Source organism: Yimella sp. RIT 621, from assembly GCF_004146205.1.
In the GTDB taxonomy this organism is placed as follows: domain Bacteria; phylum Actinomycetota; class Actinomycetes; order Actinomycetales; family Dermatophilaceae; genus Yimella; species Yimella lutea.
Genome location: NZ_SEIP01000002.1, coordinates 16169 through 38516 on the forward strand (window position 1 = coordinate 16169; position 22348 = coordinate 38516).

The window sequence follows — 22348 nt, forward strand, 5'->3', positions numbered from 1 at the left end:
TGATTCCGACCGGATGTCCTCCGGTGGTCTGTGTCTCACCCGATGCCGTCGAGCGTCGATCGGGCGAGGCTGATCACGACCGGCACCACGGCCAGCAGCGCGAAGGCAGGCAGGAACAGCAGTCCGAGCGGCAGGACGAGCAGCACGCTCAGGCGTCCCACCGCCGCCTCGGAGCGGGCGGCTTCGTTCAGACGGATCGATTCGGCGGCGTCGTGCAGCAGGCCGCGTGGCGGCAGACCGAGGTCGCCGGCGAGGGCGAAGGCAACTCCGACCGCGGCCCACACCTCGCCCGCCTCGCGCCAGGCGACGGACGGCTCGACGCCCCACCGCAGGGCTGCTTCGACCAGGCGCAGATCGTGCTCGATGCGATCCCTGCTCACCTGCGCGACCGCACCGAGCGCATCGGCCAAGGGGAGGTCGCCACCGAGCGCGATCGCGACGAGATCGATCGCCGCAGCGGCGTCCAAGACCGTGGATTCGCTCATGTCAGTCGCCTCGTGCGGCCGGCGCGGGCGACCAATCTTCGGCACCACCAGCGTCCGGCGACGATCAGCACCACGCCGGGCACGACGGTGACGACGGCCAGCGGAGAGGCGTACACCGACCAGACATCGACGCCGAGCAGGCCGCCGAGCCCGGCTCCGCAGATCGGGAGGCCGGTGAGCAGGTTGACGGACGTCACCGGAGCCGCGAGAGCAGCCTTGGCACGCGCGGCACGCTCGGTCTCCGAGCGGCGTAACCGGGAGGCCACCGCGAGGGCGTCCGCCAAGGGAGCACCGGTGGAATCGGACAGTGCCCACGCGGACGCAACCGCCCACAGACCCGGATCATCAAGGCTGTCCGCCGCGTCGCGCCACGCCGCTGCGAGATCCCCACCCGACACCGCCGCCGCGTGCAGGCGACCGATCTGCGGCAGTGGTTCGGTCATCGACTGGCCCACTGCGCAGCACGCCGCCGCGCAGGCCAAGGTCGGCGCAGCGCCCGAACGGACCCCGGTCGCGATCGACTCCACCAGCACCGACCACACCTCCAGCGTGGTGCTTGCCGGTCTTTTGGGGCTCAGCCGCCATGAACGTGGAAGTGTGACTCGAGCCGGGGTGAACCACAGCAGCGTTGCCGCGAAGACCAATACGGTCGCCAGCACCATCACCGGACCGCCCGTCCGAGCACAGATTCGAGGGCAGACAGACCCTCCATCGGGACGGCCTGCCCGGCCTCCCACCGCAGTGCCGGACGGACGCGAAGCTCGCCTTCGTCGACGCCGATGACACCCACCTGGGCCAGACGCCGACCGGCCGGCGTCCGTTGCACATGCACGACCACGCGCACCGAACTCGCCAGCTGCGAACGCACGGCCGAGGGGGCCATACCGCCCAGGGCACCGAGTGCTTCGAACCGGGAGATGACATCGACCGGCGAGTTCGCGTGCAACGTGCCGCAGCCGCCCTCGTGACCGGTGTTCAGGGCGCTCATCAGTTCCCGCACCTCGGCACCCCGCACCTCACCCACGACCACTCGGTCGGGACGCATCCGCAGCGCCTGCCGGACCAGCGCCGCCAGCGTGACCTCGCCGGCACCCTCGACGTTCGGCGGCCGCGATTCCAGGCGCACGACATGCGGGTGCTCGACGATCATTTCCCGAACGTCCTCGACGACCAACAGCCGCTCGGCCGCCGGCACCAGCGCGAGCATCGACGACAGGAGCGTGGTCTTCCCGCTGCCGGTGCCGCCCGTCACGACGAACGCCACCTTCTGTTCGACCAAGGCGGTCAGCAGTCGCTCCCCGAGCACGTCGGTCAGACCGCGAGCACACAACTGGGACAGTCCGATTCCGGTGCGACGCGGAATCCGCAGGGAGAGGTGCGGGCCATCGGAGACCAGAGGCGGCAGCATCGCGTGCAGGCGAACACCGCCCGGCAGTTGGCCGTCGACCCAGGGGCTCGCGTCGTCGAGTCGGCGACCGGCGATGGCCGCGAGCCGCACCGCCAGGCGGCGTACCGCGTCCTCGTCGCCCAGGTTGAGGTCGACCGGCTGCAGGCCGTCGCCGCGATCGATCCACACCTGGCCCGGTCCGTTCACCAAGACGTCGGTGACGTCGGGCTCGTCGAGCAACGGCTGCAAGGGGCCGCCACCGAGCACCTCGGCGGTCCACCGCTGTCCGAGCTCTCCGGCGCTGCGCTCACCGAGGACAGCCGCCTCCGCACCGGCGACCGCAGTGATGCGATCCTTCGTCGGCACCTCGCCTGAGCGGATGTGCTCCCACATCGTCCGGCCGACGACGCTCATGCCGCGTTCTCCGAACCCACCAGGTCGGCGATCATCCGCTCGGCCGGCGCGCGCAACGATGACCTACGTCGTCCGCAGAGCACTCCCCGCTCGAGGTCACGCCGGTCGGTGCGTCCGACCCGTACCGCTGCGTCGATCGTGTCGAAGTCCTCGCTGCCACCGACACCGTCGCCCAGCAGGAGCGTGCCATGGACGAAGCCGTGTCGTGAGAACCATTGCGCCGCAGCGACTCCGGCCGCGGTCGAGCGCACTTCGTCACCGGCGATGACCCACAGGCCGTCGCCGGCGCGGTGGATGTCGGCAGACGCGACCGGACTGACGACGTCGATGATCAGCAACGACGCGCTCAACCGCAAAGCGTGCACCGCTGCTCGGACGACGCCGTCGGACACCGGTGAGGCTGCATGCCGGTCATGCGCCAGCACCCGTTCGCCGAGCGGCCCGACCGGCAGTCTGTCGAACAGGCCGTCGGCGTCGAACTCACCATCGGCACCGTCGAGGTCGTGCCAGCGCACCCCCGGCGCGTGTTCGAGACCGAGCAACACATCACTGCCACCTGACCACGCAGACAGATCGATGAGCACCGGGCACAGGCCCTGCTCCGCGGCGACACGGACCGTCGCCGCGCGCAAGGGTGCGGCAAACTCGCCACCGACCAGATGCAGAGCACGCGCAAAACCGTTCATGCACCGCATCCGACCCTGCGGGACTGCAGCGCGGCGAGGGGCGGATCACCGGCTGTGAACAACCGACGACCGCTGGTCGGGCTGTGGACAAACCTGAGAGGTGAACAGGGGAAAGCCCCGCCGGGGGGACGACGGGGCCTTCCAGATGCTCGTCGCCCAGGGGGATGGGGACGAACACCGCGCTACGACCATGTTGGGAGCGCCGACAGGTCAATCATGCGAGCCAAGGTGGGCAGGGACAAGCGTCCTGACCATCTCCATACCAAGTTCTTACCTTCTCCACAACGGGTAAAAGGTGACCGGACGCGCCGCGCCGGGTTGAAGCCCTGCTCCGAAAGATCGGAGCAGGGCTTCATCGACCGCACCTCTGCAGGGTTACCAAGCGTGCATTTCCCGATTGTCGCCGACCCACAAGGGGTCGAACGAGCGGTTCACTAGTGAACTGCCTTCGCGTGGGTGCCCTGTTCAGTTGCGGTGGTCTTCAGGCTTTCGCCTGAGAACAGGTCTACTCCTGCGTCGGCCGGGAATCAAGAGATGCAGAGGGAGGCGATGTGAGTCTTCCGGCGAGCACTGCGTCGCACACATCGTGCCCGGCTCCCGCCGCCCGGGTGAGAGCCGTCGCTTCGTGCAGGATCCACAACCGCACGCCCTGCGGGTCACCGGATGCGTACGCCGCCAGCCCGCCGTGGTAGTCGGTCTCCATCGAGTGGTGCGCTTGTTCCGGTACCGCGACTCCGGTGGGGTCGAGCCCGCTGCCCCACACCAAGGCGCGTTCGAACGCGCGAGCAACCAGTGCATTGCCATGGACGAACGGGCGTGCCGCCACAAGCTCCGCATGGACGATCGCCGCGACGACGACGGTCGGCAAGTGCGCTGAGCCCTGGAGCAATTCGCACAACTGGGTCAGTCGCTCCCCCGCGTCGGACGCGGACGGCGCCGGGCCCAGTTCGAGCATCTCTCGGCTGTCCTCCGAACCGGTGCGCGGCCGTCCGACCTGGTCCGGCGGAAGTAGATCCGCCATCGCGGCCACGTGCAGCCGGGCCAACGCCTGCCGGGGCGCGGAGGTGACCATCGCTCGCACATGTTCGGCTTCCGCGGTGGCACGCAGGGCCGCACCGATCGTCCGCTCGACAGGGTCCGGGTGCTCCGGCAGCCGGCGCGCCCCACGGAAGACATCGCGCACGAGCGTCACCGACATCTGTGCGCCGTCCAGTGCCGCGCTCGCCGTCGCTCCACGCACACGCGACTCGGCCGACGCCTCCGGGATGCGCCGGCGGAGCGCCGGGTGCCAGCGCAGGGCGGTGCAGGCCTCGCGGGCCGCATCCACCGCCTGCGGCACTTGCGGAAGACGAGCGAGTTGGGCGACTGCAGCATGGACGTCGGACACGCGACAACGGTAGGCCCCGGTAAACTCGAAGCTCATGGTGAGCCGGGAAGTCTGGTCGGCAACGTCCTGACCGACCCCGATCGACAAGAGGCTCGATGACCACTCCCACCCGTCCGAAATTGTTCTCTCGCGGCGAATGGCCCGAAGCGCAGCGCATCGCCGCGCTGCTCCGGCTCGAAACCGTCGGCGGTGCGCTGCTGCTGATCGCGACCGTGCTCGCGCTGATCTGGACCAACTCGCCGTGGCGCGACGCCTACACCTCGTTGTCGAAGACCCACCTCGACATTCCTGCGCTCGGTATCGAGCTCTCGCTCGCGCACTGGGCCGCCGACGGCCTGCTCGCCGTCTTCTTCTTCGTGGTGGGGCTGGAGCTCAAGCACGAGTTCGTGCACGGTGACCTGCGCGACCCCGCGAAGGCGACTGTGCCGATTGTCGCCGCCGCCTGTGGTGTGGCCGTGCCGGCCCTTCTCTATGTCGTCGCCCAGCTCGTGCTCGACGGCAACACAAAGGGGTGGGCGATCCCGACGGCCACCGACATCGCCTTCGCGCTGGCCGTGCTCGCGGTCATCGGCAGTCATCTGCCGTCCGCGCTGCGCTCGTTCCTGTTGACTCTCGCCGTCGTGGACGATCTGATCGCCATCACGATCATCGCGTTGTTCTTCACCTCGGATCTGAACCTGGTCATGCTCGCGCTCGCGATCGTCCCGCTGGCGTTGTTCGGTTGGGTGGCGCGCACCCGCAGTCACCCGTGGTGGCTGTTGATCCCGCTGGGCGTTGCGACGTGGGTGCTGGTCCTGAACTCCGGTATCCACGCGACGATCGCCGGCGTCCTGCTCGGCCTGATCGTTCCGGCCGCCAGGGGCGCAGACGGTCACAGCCTCGGCGAGCGTATCGAGCACCGCGTCCGTCCCCTGTCGGCCGGCTTCTGCGTGCCGGTGTTCGCGTTCTTCGCAGCCGGTGTCAGCTTCGTCGGCGGCGACATCCTGGCCGCGCTGACCGACCCCATCACCATCGGGATCATGGTCGGCCTCGTCGTCGGCAAGGTGATCGGCATCTTCGGTTCGACGTACGTGCTCGCCAGGTTCACCCGCGCCGACCTCGACGACGACCTCGCCTGGTCCGATGTGTTCGGTCTCTCATTGCTGGCCGGTATCGGCTTCACGGTGTCGCTGCTGATCGGCGAGCTCGCGTTCGGCCCCGGCAGCGAGGCCGACGAGCACGTGAAGATCGGGGTGCTTCTCGGCTCGCTCACCGCGGCATTGCTGGCAACGATCGTGTTGCGTCGCCGCGACAAGGTCTACAAGCGCATCCACGAGCAGGAGTCGCGCGACGACGACCTCGATGGCATCCCGGACGTCTACCAGCGTGCTCAGGACGGTGGACGCGCAGGGACCACGGGCGCGAAGTGAACGCTAGGGTAGGTGCGATGTCACGCCGGAAAACGGCGTAGTTAACCGTCCCCGGCAAGTCTCGGAGGGAATTCGAATGGCCCAGGAGCGCACACTCGGTCAGCTGGTCGCTGATGCGTCGCAGGATCTTCAGTCGATCGTCAAGGGTGAGATCGCCCTTGCCAAGATGGAGATCAAGTCAGACGTCAGCAAGGGCGGCAAGGGTGCAGGCCTGCTCGTCGGCGCAGGGATCTTCGGTCTCTTCACGCTCGGCTTCCTGCTCACTGCCGGCGCATGGGGCCTGTTCGCTGCGGGCCTTCCGCGTTGGGCGGCCTTCCTGATCGTCGGTGGCGTGCTGCTGCTGATCACGCTGATCCTCGCCCTGATGGGCAAGAGCGCGCTGAGCAAGATGCAGGGCAAGCCGGTCAAGACGATCGACAACGCGGAGAAGACGATTGCCGCGCTGAAGCCGCCGAAAGCTTCCTGATCCAGCGCAGAAGTCCCCGGCCCGCGAGGGTGCCGGGGACTTCGTGCGTGTGTCACAGCATCAACGGAGCAGGAAACGTGCAGGCACCGGACGTTCGTCCTCGACATCCCAGGGCTGCTCCAGGCCGGCGAGCTTGAGGACGGCGTCGAGCAGGATCGCGGTGAAACCCCAGACGTAGAGGCCGTCGACCTCGAATGCCGGAGCCTTGAAGGTGCGGGCCGGGTGGACGGCACTGAACCGGTTGGCCGGATCGGTGAGGTCCGACAGGGCGACACGCACCACGCGGTCGACCTCTTGCCGGCTCTTGGCGTGGATCTCGCCCGGGTCGTGCCACCACCCGATCACCGGGGTGACGTGGTAGCCGGTGACGGTGAGCGGTACGGGTGCCAACTCGCCCAGCACGGTGACCTCGGACGCATCGAGGTCGACCTCCTCGTGGGCCTCGCGCAGCGCGGCCGCTGTCGCGTCGGCGTCCGTCGGGTCGATGCCGCCGCCGGGGAACGACACCTGGCCGGGATGCTTGCGCATCACCTCCGAGCGCTGGGTGAGCAGCACGTCCTCGCCTGCGTCGGGGTGCGGGGCGAAGAGGATCAGCACCGCCGAGCGCCGCCCCTCGGGCAGGCCGAAGGAGTTGAAGAACGAGTCGTCGGCGCCCGCCCGCTCCATCAACCTCGGCAGCCAGGCCGGGACGGGAGCGGTCACGAGGAGTACTCCGCGCGCAGGCGTGCGAGGTCGTCCTCACGCCCGGGCGCCAGTTCGAACTTCAACAGCTTGCGCGCCTTGTCCTCGTCGATCTCGCCCTCGCCGTAGGACGGGCACCACCGCGCGACCGGGCACGCACCGCACGCCGGACGCTTGGCGTGACAGATGCGTCGGCCGTGGAAGATCAGCACGTGGCTGAGCATCGTCCACTCCTTGCGCGGGAACAGCTCACCGATCGCGTGCTCGACCTTCACCGGGTCGGTCTCGTCGGTCCAGCCGAGCCGTCGGGCGACCCGGCCGAAGTGGGTGTCGACCGTGATGCCCGGGACGTCGAAAGCATTGCCCAGCACGACGTTCGCGGTCTTGCGGCCCACACCGGGCAGGGTGACGAGGTGGGCGAGCTTGTTCGGCACCTCGCCCCCGAATCGTTCGACCAGCACCTGGCCGAGTGTCTGCACCGAGTTCGCCTTGGCCCGGAAGAACCCGGTGGGACGCAACAGCTCCTCCAGTTCGGTGCGATCGGCCTCCGCGAGCGCTTTCGCGTCGGGGTAGCGCTCGAACAGCACCGGCGTCACCTTGTTGACCCCGACGTCCGTCGTCTGGGCCGACAGGATCGTCGCCACGAGCAGTTGCAGCGGCGTCTCGAAGTCGAGTTCACAGTGCGCGTACGGGTAGAAGTCGGCGAGCACCCGGTAGGTCTTGCGAGCGCGCCGGGTGCGAGCCACCGGTGTCTCGTTCTCGATGTCGATCGGCTTCACGTGACTCACCCTAGAGACCGATGGCGACACCCGGCTCCCCGCGGGAGTGCGGGATCATCAGCCACCCGGCCGAGGCGGACGTGAAATACACCACTGCCGTGGCAGACTGACCCTCGTGGACACCCAATCCGTGCGCAAAGCACCTCTCTTCGCAGCGTTGGACGACCAGGCGGCCGAGGCGCTGCTGGAGTCGATGACCCGCACCAAGGTGCCCCGCGGGCAGGAACTGTTCCACGAGGGCGATCAGGGCGACTCGCTCTACGTGATCACCGACGGCAAGGTGAAGCTGGGCCGACGCTCCCCCGACGGACGCGAGAACCTGCTGGCCATCCTCGGCCGCGGCGAGATGCTCGGTGAGCTGTCGCTGTTCGACCCGGGCGCCCGCACCGCCACCGCGACCGCCGTCGCCGACACCGAACTCGTCGGCATCGGCCACCAGGCGATGAGCGACTTCCTGAGCAGCCGCCCCGAAGTGGCGATGACCATGCTCACCGCGCTGGCCCGCCGGTTGCGCCGCACCAACGAGGCCCTCGGCGACCTCGTGTTCACCGACGTCCCCGGACGCGTCGCCAAGGCCTTGCTGGACCTCTCCCTGCGTTTCGGCAAGCCGGTGGACGAAGGCGTGCTGGTCGCGCACGACCTCACCCAGGAGGAGCTCGCCCAGCTGGTCGGCGCTTCCCGTGAGACGGTCAACAAGGCCCTCGCCGATTTCTCCGCGCGCGGTTGGGTCAAGCTCGAGGCTCGCGCGGTGACGCTGCTGGACGTCGAGCGGCTGCAGCGCCGCAGCCGCTAGGTTCAACGCTGGAGTTCGAGGTACTCCAACTGCGCCTGCACGGTCGCCTTGGCCGCCGGCCAGACGTCCTTGGACACATCGGCGTACACCAGTTCGACGATCGCCTGGGCGAGGTCCTCGGTGTCCGGGTCGGAGTCCTTGAGCGCAGCGCGCACCTGCTCGAGACGCTCGGCGCGGTGCTTGCGGTAGAAGTCGATGACCGCTGCCGCATCGGTCGTGGCCGGCCCGTGGCCGGGGGCGAGCAACGAACCACCCTCGGACGCCGCCGCGTAAAGCGCTTCGAGCGAGGCCAGGTAGCTGGTCAGGTTCCCGTCGGGGTGCGCCACGATCGAGGTGCCGCGTCCCAGCACGGTGTCGCCGGTGAGCAGCAGACGCTCCTCGTCCCAGGCGAAGGACACGGAGTCCTTGGTGTGGCCGGGCGTCACCAGTACGCGAAGGTCGATGTCGCCCGACGAGATCCGGTCGCCGTCCTCGAAGGACTCGCCGCGGCCGGCGCCACGCACGGGTGAACCGGTGCGCTCCACCCATAGGGGCACGCCCTCGTCGTGGTCGAAGTGACCGTGGGTCACCAATGTCAGCGCAACGCGGGCGCCGATCTGCTCGACGTAGTTCTCGATCGCGGTGAGGTGCTCCTCGTCGAGCGGGCCTGGGTCGACGACGATCACCTCGTCGGTCGAGGTCGAGTGCAGCACCCAGGTGTTGGTGCCCTCCAACGTCATCGGTCCCGGGTTGGGGCACAGGATCACTGCGGAGCGGTCGCTGACGGCGCCGCCGGTCCAAACAACTTCGGTCATGAATGAACGGTAACCGTCGGATCACCCGTAATACCGGGTGCGGAGCCGAACTCCTTCGGGTCCCATCTCGGCAACCGGCATGACGGTCATCAGCGGCGGACGAAGGCGCACCATCGCCTGCGCGTCCGGGGCCCGTCGGATGCGTTCCAGCTGCAACTCGGTCGGTGGCAACATCACGGCATCGCCGGACTCCAGATCGGCCAACAGATCGGCGGGGCGCACCCACCGGCTGATGTCGGACTCGGTGGTCTGGTCGTCGGCGTCCTGCCCGTCGGGCATGAGCGCGGCGAAGAACCAGGTGTCGTACCGCTTGGGCTCGAACTCCGGCGTCACCCAGTGATCCTGCGCCTGCAGCAGATCTGTCCGCAGGGTCATGCCGCGCTGTTGCAGCAGCTGCGCGAACGACACCTCCCTGGCAAGAAGCGCTGCGCGGTCGGCGTCCCGCTCGGGGTGCTCGTCCGGCGACACGATCGCGTCGTCGCCGCGTGCGGCGAGCAGCACTCCGGACTCCTCGAAGACCTCCCGAGCGGCCGCGACGACCAAGGAGGTCGCGACGTCGACGGGTTCGCCGAGACGCTCGCTCCACTCCTGCGGCGAGGGCCCGGCCCACGCCGGCAACACATGCGCGTCGCGGTCGTCGACGCCTCCGCCGGGGAAGACCCACATCGACGGCGCGAATGCCATCGTGGCGACCCGGCGCATCATGAAGACCTCGACCCCACCGGGCTCGTCACGCAGCAGCATGACGGTGGCGGCCCGCCGGGCTTGCACCCCGCCCGGCGAACCCGCGCGGACCCAGTCCGACGCGAGCTCGCCGAGTTTCGGGGCAGGCTGCCACAGGCGTTCGATCACCCGCGGCTGGTCGTTCATCAGTCGCGCACCGACACCGTGACTTCGACCTCGACCGGTGCGTCGAGCGGCAGCACTGCGACGCCGACGGCCGAGCGAGCGTGCGCGCCGTTCTCACCGAACGCCTTGGCGAACAGTTCGCTGGCACCGTTGATCACGGCCGGCTGACCGGTGAACGAGGGGTCGCTGGCCACGAAGCCGACGACCTTGACCACGCGCACGCTGTCGAGGTCGTCGACGATGCTCTTCACCGCGGCGATCGCATTCAGTGCGCAGGTCTGAGCCAGCTGGGCGGCGTCCTCGGGCGAGACGTCGGCACCGACCTTGCCGGTTGCGGCGAGCTTGCCGTCGACAAACGGCAACTGGCCGGAGGTCATCACGATGTTGCCGTCACGGATCGCCGGCACGTATGCGGCGACGGGAGCGGCGACTGCGGGGACGGTCAGCCCGAGTTCGGCCAGCCGGTTCTCGACTTCGGACATCTGGGATCAGCCCTTCTGGCGCTTGAGGTAGGCGACGAGGTTGCCGTTGTCACCGGTGAGGACCTGCACCAGCTCCCAGCCGTCCTCACCCCATTGGTCGAGGATCTGCTTGGTGGCGTGGACGATCAACGGGACGGTGGCGTACTCCCACTTGGTCATGGCGATTCCTGTCTGAAGAGAGAAGCTGGTCGGTTCGATTATCGCGTCGGCGAGAAGGGCGTGAGTTCGCAGGGCACCTGACCGGTGACCATCTGCTGGGCGAGCAGCCTGCCGGACAGCGGGCCGAGGGTGATGCCCCACATGCCGTGGCCGCCGTTGACGTAGACACCCGGCACCTTGGTCTCGCCGATCAGGGGCAGCCCGTCGACGGTCACCGGACGGCCGCCGACCCAGACGTCCTGCTGGTCGTCCCAGTTCACACCGGTGAGCAACGGTTCGCCGCTGCGGCGAATGGCGGCCACGCGGTCGGCGCTCAGCGGGTCCTCGGTGCCGGCGAACTCCATCGTCCCGCCGACCCGCAGCCGATCGCCGAGCGGCGTGCACGCCACCCGCTCGTGCGGGAAGTAGACCGGGCACGGCACCGGACGCGCGTTCTCGTCGGTGACCGAGACGGAGAAGCTGTAGCCGCGGCCGGCCCGCACCGGCACACGGACGCCACATGTCTTGGCGAGCTCGGGCAGCCAGGCACCGGTGGCGATCACGACGGCGTCACCGGACACCGGCTCGCCGCTCATCATCTCGACGGTCACTCCGCCGGGGCCGTGACGCAGGGCGCGGGCGTTCGCACCGATGACCAGTCGTCCGCCACGTTCCTGCACGGCCTTCGCCAGCGCGTCGACGTACTCGCCGGGGTTGATGTAACGCTGTCCGCCGAGGCGGATCGCCTTCTCCACGTCGGGGCTGATGATCGGCAGTTCAGCCCGCAGGGTGGCGTTGTCGACCTCGGTGGCCTCGAGGTCGAGGCCTGCCTCGTGGATGAGTTCGATCTCGTGCTCGAGGCCCTTCGCGTCCTCGGCCCTGCGGAACGCCGCCATGATCGGCGCCTCGTGGGACTTCGCCGCGACACCGTTGCTCTCGAGTTCGTCGTACGCACCGATGGCCAGACGGTTCACCGGCACGAAGAGGTCCATCGTCTTCCTCCACTGACCCGGGGTGCAGCGGCGGGCGAACCCGAGCAGGAAGGACGCGAGCCGGACGTCAGGCTTCAGCGGGATGAACAGCGGAGAGTCCGGGTCGAGCACGGCCTTCAGCCCGTACTTGAGCACCGACGGGTCCGAAAGGGGCACGCAGAGACCCGGCGAGATCCACCCCGCGTTGCCCCACGAACTACCCGCCGCAACCCCCGACCGCTCGATGACGGTGACCTGCACGCCGTGCTCCTGCAAGTACCAGGCGGTCGACAGACCGACCATCCCGGCTCCGACGACGACGACGTGCGGTGTGCCCGATCCGCTCAGTGGGCGGAGGACGTTGGCCATGCTTGACTCTCCCTAGAACGCGCAAACCATTGCGACGCTAGCACCGGTGAGACACGCTTCACATCGGGCCTTGCCTACCGAGGAGTACCCCGTGGACCGCCTGCCCGACGAGCCGGCCCGGGGGCCCGATCGCACCCTCCCGTACGGGCCGGCCACGGACCAGGTGATCGACCGCTACGACGGATCAGGCACGGGCCTGGTCGTGCTGGTGCACGGCGGATTCTGGAAACCCGCGTACGACCGCGAGCACCTTCGTCCGATGGCGGCCGCCTTGAGCGACAACGGTTTCGAGGTCTCACTCGTTGAATACCGACGTCCCGAGAGCGGGCGGTGGCCGGTCATTTCGGCCGACATCCGTGCGGCATTGGCACACCTGGGCGGCGTACCGGCGGTGATCGTCGGACACTCCGCCGGCGGACAGCTCGCGGTCTGGTCGTTGCACCAACCCGAAGGTGCCGGACTCGTCGGTGCGGTCAGCCTGGCCGGCTGTCTCGACCTGCGCTCGGCCGACCACGACGGGCTCGGCGCCGGCGCAGTGCGAGCGTTGTTCGACGGTGCGCCACCATCGAACGCCGACCCCATCCGGCTCCCGCCTCGGCAGCCGGTCGTGGCGGTCCACGGGGACGCGGATCTCGACGTCCCGATCGAGATCTCGCGCCGCTACGCGCAGCGCACCGGAGCCCGACTGGTGGAGATTCCCGACGCCGATCACTGGCCGCTCATCACGCCCGGAACCCATGCGTTCGACGTCACGGTCGATTCGATCCGGACGCTGTTCGCCCGAAGCTAGGGTGACTCCATGACTTGGGACGGCGCGCGTGTGCACATCGTGACCGGCAAGGGCGGCACCGGCAAGACAACCGTCGCCGGCGCGCTCGCCCTTGCACTGGCCGACCGCGGCAAACAGGTCCTGCTCGCCGAAGTCGAGAGCCGACAGGGCATCAGTCAACTGCTCGACATCCCGCCGTTGGGAGAGGTCGAGACGCGGGTGGCGCGCGGCGCGGACGGCGGCAGTGTCTGGGGCATCTCGGTCGATGCGAAGGCGGCGCTGCTTGAGTACCTGCAGATGTTCTACAAGCTCGGCATGGCCGGCGGGATGCTGGAACGGTTCGGCGTGATCGACTTCGCGACCACGATCGCACCGGGCGTGCGCGACGTCCTGCTCATCGGCAAGGTTTACGAAGCCGCCCGCCGACGTACCTCCCGGCGCGGTGTCCGCCACGACCAGATCTACGACGCGATCGTGCTCGACGCACCACCCACCGGACGCATCGGACGCTTCCTCAACGTCAACCAGGAGGTCGCCGGGCTGGCGAAGGTCGGACCGATCAAGTCGCAGGCCGAATCGATCATGCAGTTGCTGACCGGCCCTGACACGCTCGTCCATCTGGTCACGTTGCTGGAGGAGATGCCGGTGCAGGAGACGCTCGACGCCGCCGGCGAACTGCGGGGCATAGGACTCTCGATCGGAAATGTCGTGGTCAACCAGGAGCGCGCGGACGTGCTCAGCAAGCGCGCGCTGGCGCATCTGCAGTCCGACGATGCCGACCTCGCAGACCTCGAATCAGACCTGGCCGCAAGCGGATTGCGCGTCGGCCCGACTCTGGTCAACGGACTCGTCCAAGCCGGACGCGACCTCGGTGACCGACTCGACCTGCAGGCCGAGGAACTCGCCGACCTGCGCGCGCTCGATCGTCCGATCGTGCACCTTCCGTTCGTCCCCGGCGGCGTCGATGCCGGCGGCCTGCGCCACCTGTCTGCCGCACTGATGGAAGGTGCGCGATGAGCAGCGAGTTCTCGATCGACGACCTGTTGCACGACGAGGCGATCCGTACCATCGTCTGCTGCGGCTCCGGCGGTGTGGGCAAGACCACGACGTCCGCCGCGATCGCGATCCGTGCCGCCGAACAGGGACGCCGCGTCGCGGTACTGACGATCGACCCCGCGAAGCGATTGGCGCAGGCGATCGGTCTCGAGCACCTCGACAACGAACCCGAGCCGGTCACGACCATCGATGCCTCGGCGGGCGGATCGCTGGACGCGATGATGCTCGACATGAAGCGCACCTTCGATGAGGTGGTGATCCGGCACGCCGCACCGGAGAAGGTTCAGCAGATTCTCGACAACCCCTTCTACCAAGCCGTCTCCAGTTCCTTCGCCGGCACCCAGGAGTACATGGCGATGGAGCGACTCGGCCAGCTCATGAGCGAGACGGCTGCCGACGGCGAGCTGCGATGGGACCTCGTCGTCGTCGACACTCCCCCGTCGCGTTCGGCGCTGGACTTCCTGGACGCCCCCGAGCGCTTGGGCAGCTTCCTGGACGGTCGCTTCATCCGCTTGATGACGGCGCCGGCGCGAGCAGGCGGCCGGGCCTATCTGAAGCTGATGAGCGTCGGCGTCTCGTCGGTGACGACCGTGATGTCGAAGATCCTCGGTGCCCAATTACTTTCGGACGCACAGACATTCATCGCCGCACTGGAGACGATGTTCGGTGGGTTCCGCGAGCGTGCCGACCAGACGTACGCGCTGCTGAAAGATCCGGCAACAGCCTTCGTCGTCGTCGCGACCCCGGAACGGGACGCACTGCGCGAGGCCGCGTACTTCGTCGACCGTCTGGAGGAGGACGGCATGCCGTTGGCCGGGCTGGTGGTCAACCGGGTGCAGATGACGTACGTGCCGTCGGTCAATGCAACGCGAGCACTTAACGCCGCGGACGCGATGGACGAGGTACCGGACCGGTCAAGCGGATGGCGACCCACGGACACCGCCGCACTGCTTCGGCTGCACGCCGATGTCACCGAACTCGGCGTGCGGCACGCCGAGGCGATCGACCGATTCCGATTACTGCACCCGCAGGTGCCGGTCGGCCAGGTGGCCGCAGCAGGTCACGACGTCAACGACATCGCGGAACTACGCGAGATCGGCGAGGAACTCGCCAGCTGAGTCAGCCCAAGCCGTCGGCACGCGCAGCGCGGAACAACTGAGCCCAGGACTTCACCTCGGGGCGACGACGAAGCAGCGCACGGCGCTCGCGTTCGGTCATGCCACCCCAGACGCCGTACTCGGTGCGGTTGTCGAGCGCATCGGCCAGGCACTCGGCCACGACCGGGCAGCGCTGGCAGATCACCTTGGCGCTCTGCTGAGCAGCCCCCTTGGCGAAAAGGTCGTCGGGGCTACCGGCTCGGCAGGACGCACGTCCGGCCCAGTTCTCGTCCCACATCACGATGTCGGGTGCAACAACGGTCACAGCTGCCTCCTCGGGCACTGCTGGACATTCCGCCCCGCCAACGCGCCCCCGTGTCACCGCGAACTGCATGCGGAGACTACGTCTTCGTTGGAGGACCCGGGTATCCAGGTCATCTGTCCTACTAATCGCGATAATACAAGCGGCGTCATGTTGTGGGAAGACCCAATCTTTACCTTCTTTTTGTTATCCTTCGCCGCAACCCTGGCGCACATCCCCTGGCCGACGTTCACGCGAAACGCGGATTCCGGGCTTACCCAGGTCGGCGGGTTACCCTTCCTTCCATGCGCCAAACCTCCCGGATCGCCAGCGTCATGTCGCTGCTCGGCGGCTTCGTCGCGGTCGCCATGACGATGGGCCTGCTGACGGCCGGTCTCGTCATCCCCGCGGTGGGTGTCGCGGGCCAGGCGACCAACAACGGCATCAAGATGTTCAACCAGATGCCGGCCGACTTCCAGATGAACCCGTTGGCCCAGCAATCCCGCATCCTCGCCTCCGACGGCACCGTGATCGGCACACCGTTCAACGAGAACCGAATCGTGGTGCCGCTGAACAAGATCGCACCGGTGATGCAGCAGGCGCAGGTGGCGATCGAGGACGAGCGCTTCTTCGAGCACGGCGGTGTCGACCCCAAGGGTCTGCTGCGCGCGATCAGCACCAACATCATGAGCGCCGGCACCCAGGGTGCCTCGACCCTCACCCAGCAGTACGTGAAGGTCGCCCTGCAGAACAAGGCGCTGGCCTCCGGCAACAAGGACGCCGCAGCGGCGTCCGTCGCCCGATCGGGGATGCAGGGGTACGTGCGAAAGCTGCAGGAACTGAAGTACGCGGTGACTCTGGAACAGAAGTACACCAAGCAGCAGATCCTGGACGGCTACCTCAACCTCGTGTACTTCGGCGACCAGCAGTACGGCGTCGAGGCCGCGGCCCGCCACTACTACGGCCGCTCCGCCTCGCAGCTCACTCTGCCGCAGGCCGCCACGCTGGCCGGCGTGGTGAACGCGCCCGGCGTCACCGACCCGATCAACAACCCGGAGGCGGCCACCAAGCGCCGCAACCAGGTGCTCGGCAAGATGTATGCCCAGCAGATGATCTCCTACAAGGAATACACGGACGCGACCAGCCACGATCTGAAGTCCGACCTCAAGGTCACCAACATCAGCAGTTCGTGCGCCAGCTCGAAGTACCCGTACTTCTGTTACTACGTCTACAACTGGCTGCTCAACGAGCCGTCGCTCGGCAAGACCCGCAAGGAGCGCGAGGCCGCGCTCAAGGGTGGCGGGCTGACGATCCAGACCTCGTTCGACCCCAAGCTGGCGGCCAAGATGGACAAGGACATCAAGTCGAAGGTGCCGGTGGCGAACTCCGAGAACGTGCAGGCCGCAGCGCTGACGATCCAGCCGGGCACCGGGCTGGTCCTCGCGACCGGTCAGAACACCGCGTACAGCAATAACACCACCGCCGGGAAGAGCGCGATCAACTACACCGTCCCGCTGAACATGGGCGGTGGCCAGGGCTTCACGATCGGCTCCACCGCGAAGTTCTTCGCGATCGTGAGCGCGGTCCAGCAGGGTCGTGACATCGAGGGCGACATCAACGTTCCGAAGTTCAGCGGCAAGGACAAGAACGGAAACTTCGTCCGGTTCACCAACAAGCAGTTCCCGGGTGAATGCGGACTGGCTCCCGGTGAGAACTGGGACGTCCACAACTCCGAAGGTCACGAATCCGGTGGACCGATGCCGATCATCGAGGCGACCGCCGGTTCGATCAACACCGCGTTCGCCCAGCTCGTCTCCGAACTCGGCGCCTGCGACGTGCACGCGACGATGACCAAGATGGGAGTGCGCAACGGTGACGGCACCGAGATCGGCAAGTCGCCCTCCGGCATCATCCTCGGCTCGGAGCCGGTGACGGCTCTGGACCTCGCGAACGCCTACGCCACCGTGGCGGCGGACGGCGTCTACTGCACCCCGCGTCCGGTCAAGTCGATCGCCGACGCGAACGGCAAGCAGTTGAAGCTGGCCCAGGCCGGCTGCAAGCAGCTGCTCTCCAAGGACGTCGCACGTACCGTGACGAAGGTCTTCGAGAACGTGTTGAAGCCGGGTGGTACCGCCTACGCGTCTCGTCTCGCAGGGGATCGTCCGGCAGCCGGCAAGACCGGCACCGTGGAAGGCGCCACGCAGAGCTGGTTCGCCGGCTACACCCCGGAACTGGCGACGGCCGTGTGGGTCGGCCACGCCGACAACGAGAAGACGCTGAAGGACGTCCGGCTCGGCGGCAAGTACTACGACGGCTACCTCTACGGCTCGACGATCGCCGCGCCCATCTGGAAGACGATCATGGACGACGCGCTCCGGGGCAAACCGGAGAGGAAGTTCGCCGCTCCGTCGTCGGAGTTCCTGGACGGTAACAAGGTGCGCGTCCCCAACGTCAAGGGACAGACGCCCGACAACGCGACGTCCATGCTGGAGTCGGCCGGCTTCAAGGTGAAGCAGGGGCCGGCCCAGGACGCCCGGCTGTTCGAGGGTCTGATCATGGGCTCGACACCTGAGGGCGGCGAGAAGGTGGCCAAGGGTGCGACGATCACGATCTACCCGAGCACCGGACGTCGTCCCTCGTCCACCCAGCCGACGATCGCGCCGGCCGTCTCACCGAACTGATCAGCCCGTTCACGAAAGGCCCCGCCATCGGCGGGGCCTTTCGTTTGTCGCCTCAGCTGAGCGCGCGCTTCACGGCTGCGGCGATCTTGCCGCCGTCCGCGCGACCGGCGATCTTGGGCTGGAGGATCTTCATGACCTTGCCCATGCCGCCGATGTTGGTGGCGCCGGACTCGGTGACGGCTTCGGCGACCATCTGGTCGAGTTCGGCGTCGCTGAGCTGGGCGGGCAGATACTTCTCGAGTACGACGAGTTCGGCGCGCTCCTGCTCGGCGAGCTCGGGACGGTTCGCTGCGTCATAGGCATCGGCGGCCTCGCGACGCTTCTTGGCTTCTTTGGTGATGACCTTGAGCGTCTCGTCGTCGGTCAGTTCCTTGGCGGTGTCACCGGAAACCTCAGCGGTCTTCACGGCGGCGATCGTCATGCGCAACGCACCGGCGGTCACTTTGTCGCGGCTCTTCATCGCTTGGTTGAGGTCGGACTGGAGCGTCTGCTTGAGCGTCATGGGTTCAGTGTCCCACTCCGGTCACACCGCCCTCACCCGAATTGTCGCCCGGACGTTTCGGTGCCCCGTCACCACCGTGCGACGATGAGCGGATGCACTCGCTCACTCGTTCAGCTGTCGCCGTCGGCGCTCTCGGGGCCGCGACCCTCGGCTGGTCGAGCCTGGTCGAACGCAACTGGTACGCATTGCGTGAGGTGACCGTGCCCGTTCTGCCCGAGAGTGCCGACCCGGTGCGCGTGCTGCACCTCAGTGACCTGCACCTGGTGCCGCGCCAGGCCCGCCGCATCGAGTGGGTTCAGGACCTCGCGCGCCTCGAGCCCGACTTCGTGGTCAACACCGGCGACAACTGCTCCGATCTCAACGCGGTGCCGGCGGTGCTGCGCACGATGGCACCGCTGATGGACTTCCCCGGCGCGTTCGTGCTCGGCTCCAACGACTACTTCGCCCCGGCACGGCGCAACCCATTCCGGTACTTCAACTCCTCGCACAAGCAGGGCGACCAGATGGGCGTGCCGTCGCTGCCCTGGAAGAACATGGTGCGCGGGTTCGAAGCCGGTGGCTGGACGAACCTCACTGACGTGCGCGCCCGCGTCCCGATCGGTGACCTGGACGTCGAACTGGTCGGGGTGGACGATCCGCACCTGGGTTACGACGAGTACGACAAGGTCGCCGGGCCCGCCGCAACAGACGCCGATCTCACGGTCGGTGTCGTCCACGCGCCGTACCTTCGCGTGCTCGACGCGATGACCGCGGACGGCGCATCGATGGTGATGGCCGGTCACACGCACGGCGGCCAGATCTGCGTTCCCGGTTACGGCGCCCTGGTCACCAACTGCGATCTCGGAACAGAGCGGGTCAAGGGACTGTCGCGTTGGTGGCCCGGCGCCGACAACGCTCCGTCGTCGCAGGCTCCGGACGATGCCGCCTGGCTACATGTCTCGGCCGGCCTCGGGCACAACAAGTACACGCCGGTACGCCTGGCCTGCCGCCCCGAGGCGACGCTGCTGACCCTCGTCCCGAAGTCCTGACAGATGCCTGGGGTCTCGAGATCTGCTCGCGTCCTGACCCGCGCACATCTCGACACCCCACGCGTCTGAACCCGATTGGGAGATTGCCCGGTCAACCGGTAAAGTCTCCACTTGCTGCGTGCGGGTATCGCCAAAAGCGCCAACGTACGCAGGCCACGGGGTGTGGCGCAGCTTGGTAGCGCGCTTCGTTCGGGACGAAGAGGCCGCAGGTTCAAATCCTGTCACCCCGACCACGGCGAGCCGGCTCTGTTGATCAGGGCCGGTTTTTCGTTGTCCTTGTTCGGACTGCCGGACTGGTCACTACCCGCTGTACGTCGATCAGCGCGTCGACGGTGTGGTTGAAGCTAAACCGCAGGGCACGACGCTCAGCGGCGTCGAGTGGCAGTCGGGGATGTACGCCGAGGGTCTGCCGGCCGACGTAAGGCTCAAAGCGCTGACGCGCGACGGCCGGTCGCCATTCGTGTTCGACGTCTTCTCGTCACCCTCGACCGCGGGATCTGTCGCGCTGGGTCGCTCCTGCAACGGCCGCGTCGGATGGGTGTCACCGGACGGACATACGTTTGGTGCGTGGGAGAGCCGGGGAGTCGAATGATCACGACGGAACGAACAGAGGACAGGAGACCTTGATGTCCGAAGAACTCGTGTTCAAGGTGCAAGGCACGACCGCTGCGCCCGCCCGAGAGACCTCGCTGGCCGCCGCCGGACTGCGCGAACGCGACCACCTGCAGGAGTGGGTAATCGCAAATCCGGAGATCCTCGGCCCGGACGTCCTGATCATTACCAGCGAGTTCGATCGATGGATGTCGAAGGACGGCCGTGAAGCCGACCGGCTCGACATCCTCGGGCTGGGATCGGACGGTCGCCTCGTCGTCGCTGAACTCAAACGCGACCGAGCCCCTGACTACGTGACTACCCAGGCGATCAACTACGCGGCCCGGGCATCACGATTCTCGCTCGAGGACCTTGCGGACGCCTACCTGTCATTCGTTCGACGGAGCGATGACGCCCCGTCGACCGCTGATGAGGCCCTTGCTGCACTGACCGCGCATGCACCTGAGCTCTCCACCGAGACACTCCGGAAGCCGCGCATCACGCTTGTCGCGGGTGAGTTTCCCGCCGCCGTCACCTCGGCCGCGGTCTGGCTCACCGAGCAGGGAGTCGACATTGTGCTCATCCAGGTGCGCGCATATGAATGGGGCGAAGGTCACGCGATCACCGTGTCGAGACTGTGGCCGGTCGCAGACGTCGAAGACTACGTCGTGGCGCCTGCGCGACGAGAACGGACATCGGCAAAGTCGGCTGACACACTCCCGGCTACACCCTGGAGCGAAGAGGACCTCAGGCAGTTGGCCGGCCTGGGAGTAAGCGAAACCGTGCTCGCCACCATGGACATGTGTGCCCGCGCTCCGGACCAATGGATCGGCGGCCTCCGCGTCATGGCGTCCACAGGCCGCGCGGTCCCCCAACATCGCGGCGACTACGGAGGTTTCTCGATCGTGGTCCGCCGCAAGTTCGATCGGAGCAACCCGCCCTACGACACCTGGTACGGCGAGGAAAACGGCGAGCCGCCGCAGTCGTACTACCGGCTCGACGCGACCAGCGCCGAGCAGTGGCGTGCCATCCGCGATCTCGAGCTCGACGCCGTCCCGACAACGAGCAACACCGACTAACGAACGAAACACGGGTGCTTTGGTTCGGTAGACCACTCGAAGAAGTCTGTTCGTTTTGTTCGTTTTGATCTATCTTCGGTGTCATGCCGACTCCTACGAAGACTGCCGCGCGCCACAGCGCGACCTACCTTCCATCGTCGGAAGACGAGGCGTCTGCAGCGTCCTTGGCCAAGGTCCTGCAGGTGGGAGATGACGGTCTCGTCGCCCTCGTAGCGCCGGACGGCACAACAATCGCTTTGTCGGCGCAAGTCCACCGCGTCCTCGTCCAGGTCGCGGACGCCATGGCCCACGGGATGGGCGTGACCGTCGCCCCGCACAACGCAATGCTCACCACCCAGGAAGCCGCCGACTTCCTCGGCATCTCGCGGCCGACCCTGGTGCGCATCATCGATCGCGGCGACTTGGAAGCCGTGAAGCCTGGCCGTCACCGTTATGTCGCTCTCCAGGATCTGATCGCTTATCAAGAGCGTGTGGCTGTGCAACGGCGTAAGAGCCTTGACGAGATGGCGCGGGACGCGGACAACGCCGGCCTATACGACCTCCTCGATGGACAGCCGCCACTGAAGCGCCACTGAACGATGACGTTCGAGGTCCTACTCGACACGTGTGTCCTCTATCCGCCGACGCTGTGCGACACCCTGCTGCGGATCGCCGAGAACGGCGCATTCGAACCACGCTGGTCCGCTGACGTCCTGGTCGAACTGGAGCGCAACCTGTCCCCGCTCCCGTCCGTTGGTATCAAAGGTGCGCAGGCCCGGATCCGTGCCATGACCGGCGCGTTCCCGAACGCGACCGTCAACGCCTACACACAACTGCTCGGCGACATGCCCGGCCATCCCACAGACGCGCACGTCATGGCGGCGGCGATCGTGGCTCGATGCCAGGTCATCGTCACGGCAAACCTGAAGGACTTTCCGGAGGCCGAACTCGCGCAGTGGGGTTTGACCGTCTCCCACCCGGACGCCTTCCTGCTCGATCAGCTAGAACTACACCCGCGGGAAACCCTTCTCGCTCTACAGAATCAGTCGCGCGATTCGTCGCGACCGTCTCTTTCGCTGCCCCAGCTGCTGGAGTCACTCCGGCGGGCTGGTGTCCCCCGGTTTGCTGCGGCGGTCACTCGCATCCGAAGCCAAGGAGTTCACGATGACTGATTC

25 protein-coding genes and 1 tRNA gene are annotated in these 22348 nt (G+C 67.4%); 12 read left to right on the forward strand and 14 right to left on the reverse strand.

The window, feature by feature from the left end:
* Positions 1-35 precede the first annotated feature (35 nt).
* The 5 genes from EU513_RS01925 to EU513_RS01945 all read right to left on the reverse strand — a co-directional run bounded on the left by EU513_RS01925 (position 36) and on the right by EU513_RS01945 (position 4359).
* Positions 36-485 (reverse strand): type II secretion system F family protein, encoded by a 450-nt coding sequence (locus tag EU513_RS01925; protein ID WP_129624180.1) that lies wholly within the window; start codon positions 483-485, stop codon positions 36-38.
* Positions 482-1147, reverse strand: a complete 666-nt coding sequence (locus tag EU513_RS01930; RefSeq protein ID WP_129624181.1) for a hypothetical protein — start codon at positions 1145-1147, stop codon at positions 482-484. The genes EU513_RS01925 and EU513_RS01930 overlap by 4 nt, the downstream gene beginning before the upstream one ends.
* Positions 1147-2286 carry a TadA family conjugal transfer-associated ATPase gene (locus EU513_RS01935; RefSeq protein WP_240795882.1) on the reverse strand — a complete coding sequence of 380 codons (1140 nt, stop codon included), beginning with the start codon at positions 2284-2286 and terminating at the stop codon, positions 1147-1149. Before EU513_RS01935 ends, EU513_RS01930 begins: the two co-directional genes overlap by 1 nt.
* Positions 2283-2972, reverse strand: coding sequence for a hypothetical protein (locus tag EU513_RS01940; protein WP_129624182.1), 690 nt, complete (start codon positions 2970-2972; stop codon positions 2283-2285). The genes EU513_RS01935 and EU513_RS01940 overlap by 4 nt, the downstream gene beginning before the upstream one ends.
* 505 nt (positions 2973-3477) lie before the next feature.
* Complete coding sequence (locus EU513_RS01945) at positions 3478-4359, reverse strand: Fic family protein (RefSeq protein ID WP_239702502.1); 882 nt, start codon at positions 4357-4359, stop codon at positions 3478-3480.
* Positions 4360-4454: 95 nt separating this feature from the next.
* Between EU513_RS01945 and nhaA the strand changes: the two genes are divergently transcribed.
* Entirely contained in the window at positions 4455-5768 is a 1314-nt protein-coding gene (gene nhaA, locus EU513_RS01950) for a Na+/H+ antiporter NhaA (protein WP_129624184.1), read from the forward strand.
* A gap of 76 nt (positions 5769-5844) precedes the next feature.
* A complete protein-coding gene (locus EU513_RS01955; protein ID WP_129624185.1) occupies positions 5845-6234 on the forward strand; it encodes a phage holin family protein in 390 nt (129 codons plus the stop codon).
* Between the two features lie 60 nt (positions 6235-6294).
* On the opposite strand, the gene EU513_RS01960 is transcribed toward EU513_RS01955, so the two are convergent.
* Positions 6295-6936 carry a CoA pyrophosphatase gene (locus tag EU513_RS01960; RefSeq protein ID WP_239702503.1) on the reverse strand — a complete coding sequence of 214 codons (642 nt, stop codon included), beginning with the start codon at positions 6934-6936 and terminating at the stop codon, positions 6295-6297.
* Positions 6933-7694 carry an endonuclease III gene (gene nth / locus EU513_RS01965; RefSeq protein WP_129624186.1) on the reverse strand — a complete coding sequence of 254 codons (762 nt, stop codon included), beginning with the start codon at positions 7692-7694 and terminating at the stop codon, positions 6933-6935. The genes EU513_RS01960 and nth overlap by 4 nt, the downstream gene beginning before the upstream one ends.
* A gap of 115 nt (positions 7695-7809) precedes the next feature.
* On the opposite strand from nth, the gene EU513_RS01970 reads away from it, so the two are divergent.
* Positions 7810-8487, forward strand: a complete 678-nt coding sequence (locus EU513_RS01970) for a Crp/Fnr family transcriptional regulator (protein WP_205744631.1) — start codon at positions 7810-7812, stop codon at positions 8485-8487.
* Positions 8488-8489: 2 nt separating this feature from the next.
* Here the strand turns inward: EU513_RS01970 and EU513_RS01975 are convergent, their stop codons facing one another.
* The 5 genes from EU513_RS01975 to EU513_RS01995 are packed head-to-tail and all read right to left on the reverse strand — an operon-like array spanning position 8490 to position 12090.
* A complete protein-coding gene (locus EU513_RS01975; RefSeq protein ID WP_129624187.1) occupies positions 8490-9281 on the reverse strand; it encodes an MBL fold metallo-hydrolase in 792 nt (263 codons plus the stop codon).
* 21 nt (positions 9282-9302) lie between these two features.
* Positions 9303-10151, reverse strand: coding sequence for an NUDIX domain-containing protein (locus EU513_RS01980; RefSeq protein ID WP_129624188.1), 849 nt, complete (start codon positions 10149-10151; stop codon positions 9303-9305).
* Positions 10151-10612 (reverse strand): RidA family protein, encoded by a 462-nt coding sequence (locus tag EU513_RS01985; protein WP_129624189.1) that lies wholly within the window; start codon positions 10610-10612, stop codon positions 10151-10153. The genes EU513_RS01980 and EU513_RS01985 overlap by 1 nt, the downstream gene beginning before the upstream one ends.
* Before the next feature lie 6 nt (positions 10613-10618).
* Positions 10619-10771 carry a DUF4177 domain-containing protein gene (locus tag EU513_RS01990; RefSeq protein ID WP_129624190.1) on the reverse strand — a complete coding sequence of 51 codons (153 nt, stop codon included), beginning with the start codon at positions 10769-10771 and terminating at the stop codon, positions 10619-10621.
* Between the two features lie 38 nt (positions 10772-10809).
* On the reverse strand, positions 10810-12090 hold the full coding sequence (locus EU513_RS01995) for an FAD-binding oxidoreductase (protein ID WP_129624191.1): 1281 nt from the start codon (positions 12088-12090) through the stop codon (positions 10810-10812).
* Positions 12091-12181: 91 nt separating this feature from the next.
* Between EU513_RS01995 and EU513_RS02000 the strand changes: the two genes are divergently transcribed.
* From EU513_RS02000 to EU513_RS02010, 3 genes are read left to right on the forward strand one after another with little or no spacing between them, the layout of a single operon-like run.
* Positions 12182-12880 (forward strand): alpha/beta fold hydrolase, encoded by a 699-nt coding sequence (locus EU513_RS02000; protein ID WP_129624192.1) that lies wholly within the window; start codon positions 12182-12184, stop codon positions 12878-12880.
* A gap of 9 nt (positions 12881-12889) precedes the next feature.
* Positions 12890-13876 carry an ArsA-related P-loop ATPase gene (locus EU513_RS02005; RefSeq protein WP_129624193.1) on the forward strand — a complete coding sequence of 329 codons (987 nt, stop codon included), beginning with the start codon at positions 12890-12892 and terminating at the stop codon, positions 13874-13876.
* Positions 13873-15033 (forward strand): ArsA family ATPase, encoded by a 1161-nt coding sequence (locus tag EU513_RS02010; RefSeq protein ID WP_129624194.1) that lies wholly within the window; start codon positions 13873-13875, stop codon positions 15031-15033. The genes EU513_RS02005 and EU513_RS02010 overlap by 4 nt, the downstream gene beginning before the upstream one ends.
* A gap of 1 nt (position 15034) precedes the next feature.
* Here the strand turns inward: EU513_RS02010 and EU513_RS02015 are convergent, their stop codons facing one another.
* Positions 15035-15313 carry a WhiB family transcriptional regulator gene (locus tag EU513_RS02015; RefSeq protein ID WP_342771365.1) on the reverse strand — a complete coding sequence of 93 codons (279 nt, stop codon included), beginning with the start codon at positions 15311-15313 and terminating at the stop codon, positions 15035-15037.
* Between the two features lie 305 nt (positions 15314-15618).
* Here EU513_RS02015 and EU513_RS02020 point away from each other — a divergent pair, with 305 nt between their 5' ends.
* Complete coding sequence (locus EU513_RS02020; RefSeq protein ID WP_129624195.1) at positions 15619-17994, forward strand: transglycosylase domain-containing protein; 2376 nt, start codon at positions 15619-15621, stop codon at positions 17992-17994.
* Between the two features lie 52 nt (positions 17995-18046).
* Here EU513_RS02020 and EU513_RS02025 read toward each other — a convergent pair whose 3' ends face one another.
* Positions 18047-18496 (reverse strand): GatB/YqeY domain-containing protein, encoded by a 450-nt coding sequence (locus EU513_RS02025; RefSeq protein ID WP_129624196.1) that lies wholly within the window; start codon positions 18494-18496, stop codon positions 18047-18049.
* A 92-nt stretch (positions 18497-18588) separates the two neighbouring features.
* Between EU513_RS02025 and EU513_RS02030 the strand changes: the two genes are divergently transcribed.
* The 5 genes from EU513_RS02030 to EU513_RS02055 all read left to right on the forward strand — a co-directional run bounded on the left by EU513_RS02030 (position 18589) and on the right by EU513_RS02055 (position 22345).
* Complete coding sequence (locus EU513_RS02030; protein WP_129624197.1) at positions 18589-19524, forward strand: metallophosphoesterase; 936 nt, start codon at positions 18589-18591, stop codon at positions 19522-19524.
* A gap of 156 nt (positions 19525-19680) precedes the next feature.
* Positions 19681-19757: transfer RNA gene (locus EU513_RS02035), tRNA-Pro, on the forward strand.
* 393 nt (positions 19758-20150) lie between these two features.
* Positions 20151-21194 carry a hypothetical protein gene (locus EU513_RS02045; RefSeq protein WP_129624198.1) on the forward strand — a complete coding sequence of 348 codons (1044 nt, stop codon included), beginning with the start codon at positions 20151-20153 and terminating at the stop codon, positions 21192-21194.
* An 83-nt stretch (positions 21195-21277) separates the two neighbouring features.
* Entirely contained in the window at positions 21278-21769 is a 492-nt protein-coding gene (locus tag EU513_RS02050) for a helix-turn-helix domain-containing protein (protein WP_129624199.1), read from the forward strand.
* Between the two features lie 3 nt (positions 21770-21772).
* The gene (locus tag EU513_RS02055; RefSeq protein ID WP_129624200.1) at positions 21773-22345 is read left to right on the forward strand and encodes a PIN domain-containing protein; all 573 of its coding nucleotides are present in this window, start codon (positions 21773-21775) and stop codon (positions 22343-22345) included.
* Positions 22346-22348 lie beyond the last annotated feature (3 nt).

Coding starts and splice junctions, on each gene's coding strand:
- EU513_RS01925 (WP_129624180.1), bottom strand. CDS start 485: ATGAGCGAATCCACGGTCTTGGACGCCGCTGCGGCGATCGATCTCGTC.
- EU513_RS01930 (WP_129624181.1), bottom strand. CDS start 1,147: ATGGTGCTGGCGACCGTATTGGTCTTCGCGGCAACGCTGCTGTGGTTC.
- EU513_RS01935 (WP_240795882.1), bottom strand. CDS start 2,286: ATGAGCGTCGTCGGCCGGACGATGTGGGAGCACATCCGCTCAGGCGAG.
- EU513_RS01940 (WP_129624182.1), bottom strand. CDS start 2,972: ATGAACGGTTTTGCGCGTGCTCTGCATCTGGTCGGTGGCGAGTTTGCC.
- nhaA (WP_129624184.1), top strand. CDS start 4,455: ATGACCACTCCCACCCGTCCGAAATTGTTCTCTCGCGGCGAATGGCCC.
- EU513_RS01955 (WP_129624185.1), top strand. CDS start 5,845: ATGGCCCAGGAGCGCACACTCGGTCAGCTGGTCGCTGATGCGTCGCAG.
- EU513_RS01975 (WP_129624187.1), bottom strand. CDS start 9,281: ATGACCGAAGTTGTTTGGACCGGCGGCGCCGTCAGCGACCGCTCCGCA.
- EU513_RS01980 (WP_129624188.1), bottom strand. CDS start 10,151: ATGAACGACCAGCCGCGGGTGATCGAACGCCTGTGGCAGCCTGCCCCG.
- EU513_RS01985 (WP_129624189.1), bottom strand. CDS start 10,612: ATGTCCGAAGTCGAGAACCGGCTGGCCGAACTCGGGCTGACCGTCCCC.
- EU513_RS01990 (WP_129624190.1), bottom strand. CDS start 10,771: ATGACCAAGTGGGAGTACGCCACCGTCCCGTTGATCGTCCACGCCACC.
- EU513_RS01995 (WP_129624191.1), bottom strand. CDS start 12,090: ATGGCCAACGTCCTCCGCCCACTGAGCGGATCGGGCACACCGCACGTC.
- EU513_RS02005 (WP_129624193.1), top strand. CDS start 12,890: ATGACTTGGGACGGCGCGCGTGTGCACATCGTGACCGGCAAGGGCGGC.
- EU513_RS02010 (WP_129624194.1), top strand. CDS start 13,873: ATGAGCAGCGAGTTCTCGATCGACGACCTGTTGCACGACGAGGCGATC.
- EU513_RS02020 (WP_129624195.1), top strand. CDS start 15,619: ATGCGCCAAACCTCCCGGATCGCCAGCGTCATGTCGCTGCTCGGCGGC.
- EU513_RS02025 (WP_129624196.1), bottom strand. CDS start 18,496: ATGACGCTCAAGCAGACGCTCCAGTCCGACCTCAACCAAGCGATGAAG.
- EU513_RS02030 (WP_129624197.1), top strand. CDS start 18,589: ATGCACTCGCTCACTCGTTCAGCTGTCGCCGTCGGCGCTCTCGGGGCC.
- EU513_RS02045 (WP_129624198.1), top strand. CDS start 20,151: ATGTCCGAAGAACTCGTGTTCAAGGTGCAAGGCACGACCGCTGCGCCC.
- EU513_RS02050 (WP_129624199.1), top strand. CDS start 21,278: ATGCCGACTCCTACGAAGACTGCCGCGCGCCACAGCGCGACCTACCTT.
- EU513_RS02055 (WP_129624200.1), top strand. CDS start 21,773: ATGACGTTCGAGGTCCTACTCGACACGTGTGTCCTCTATCCGCCGACG.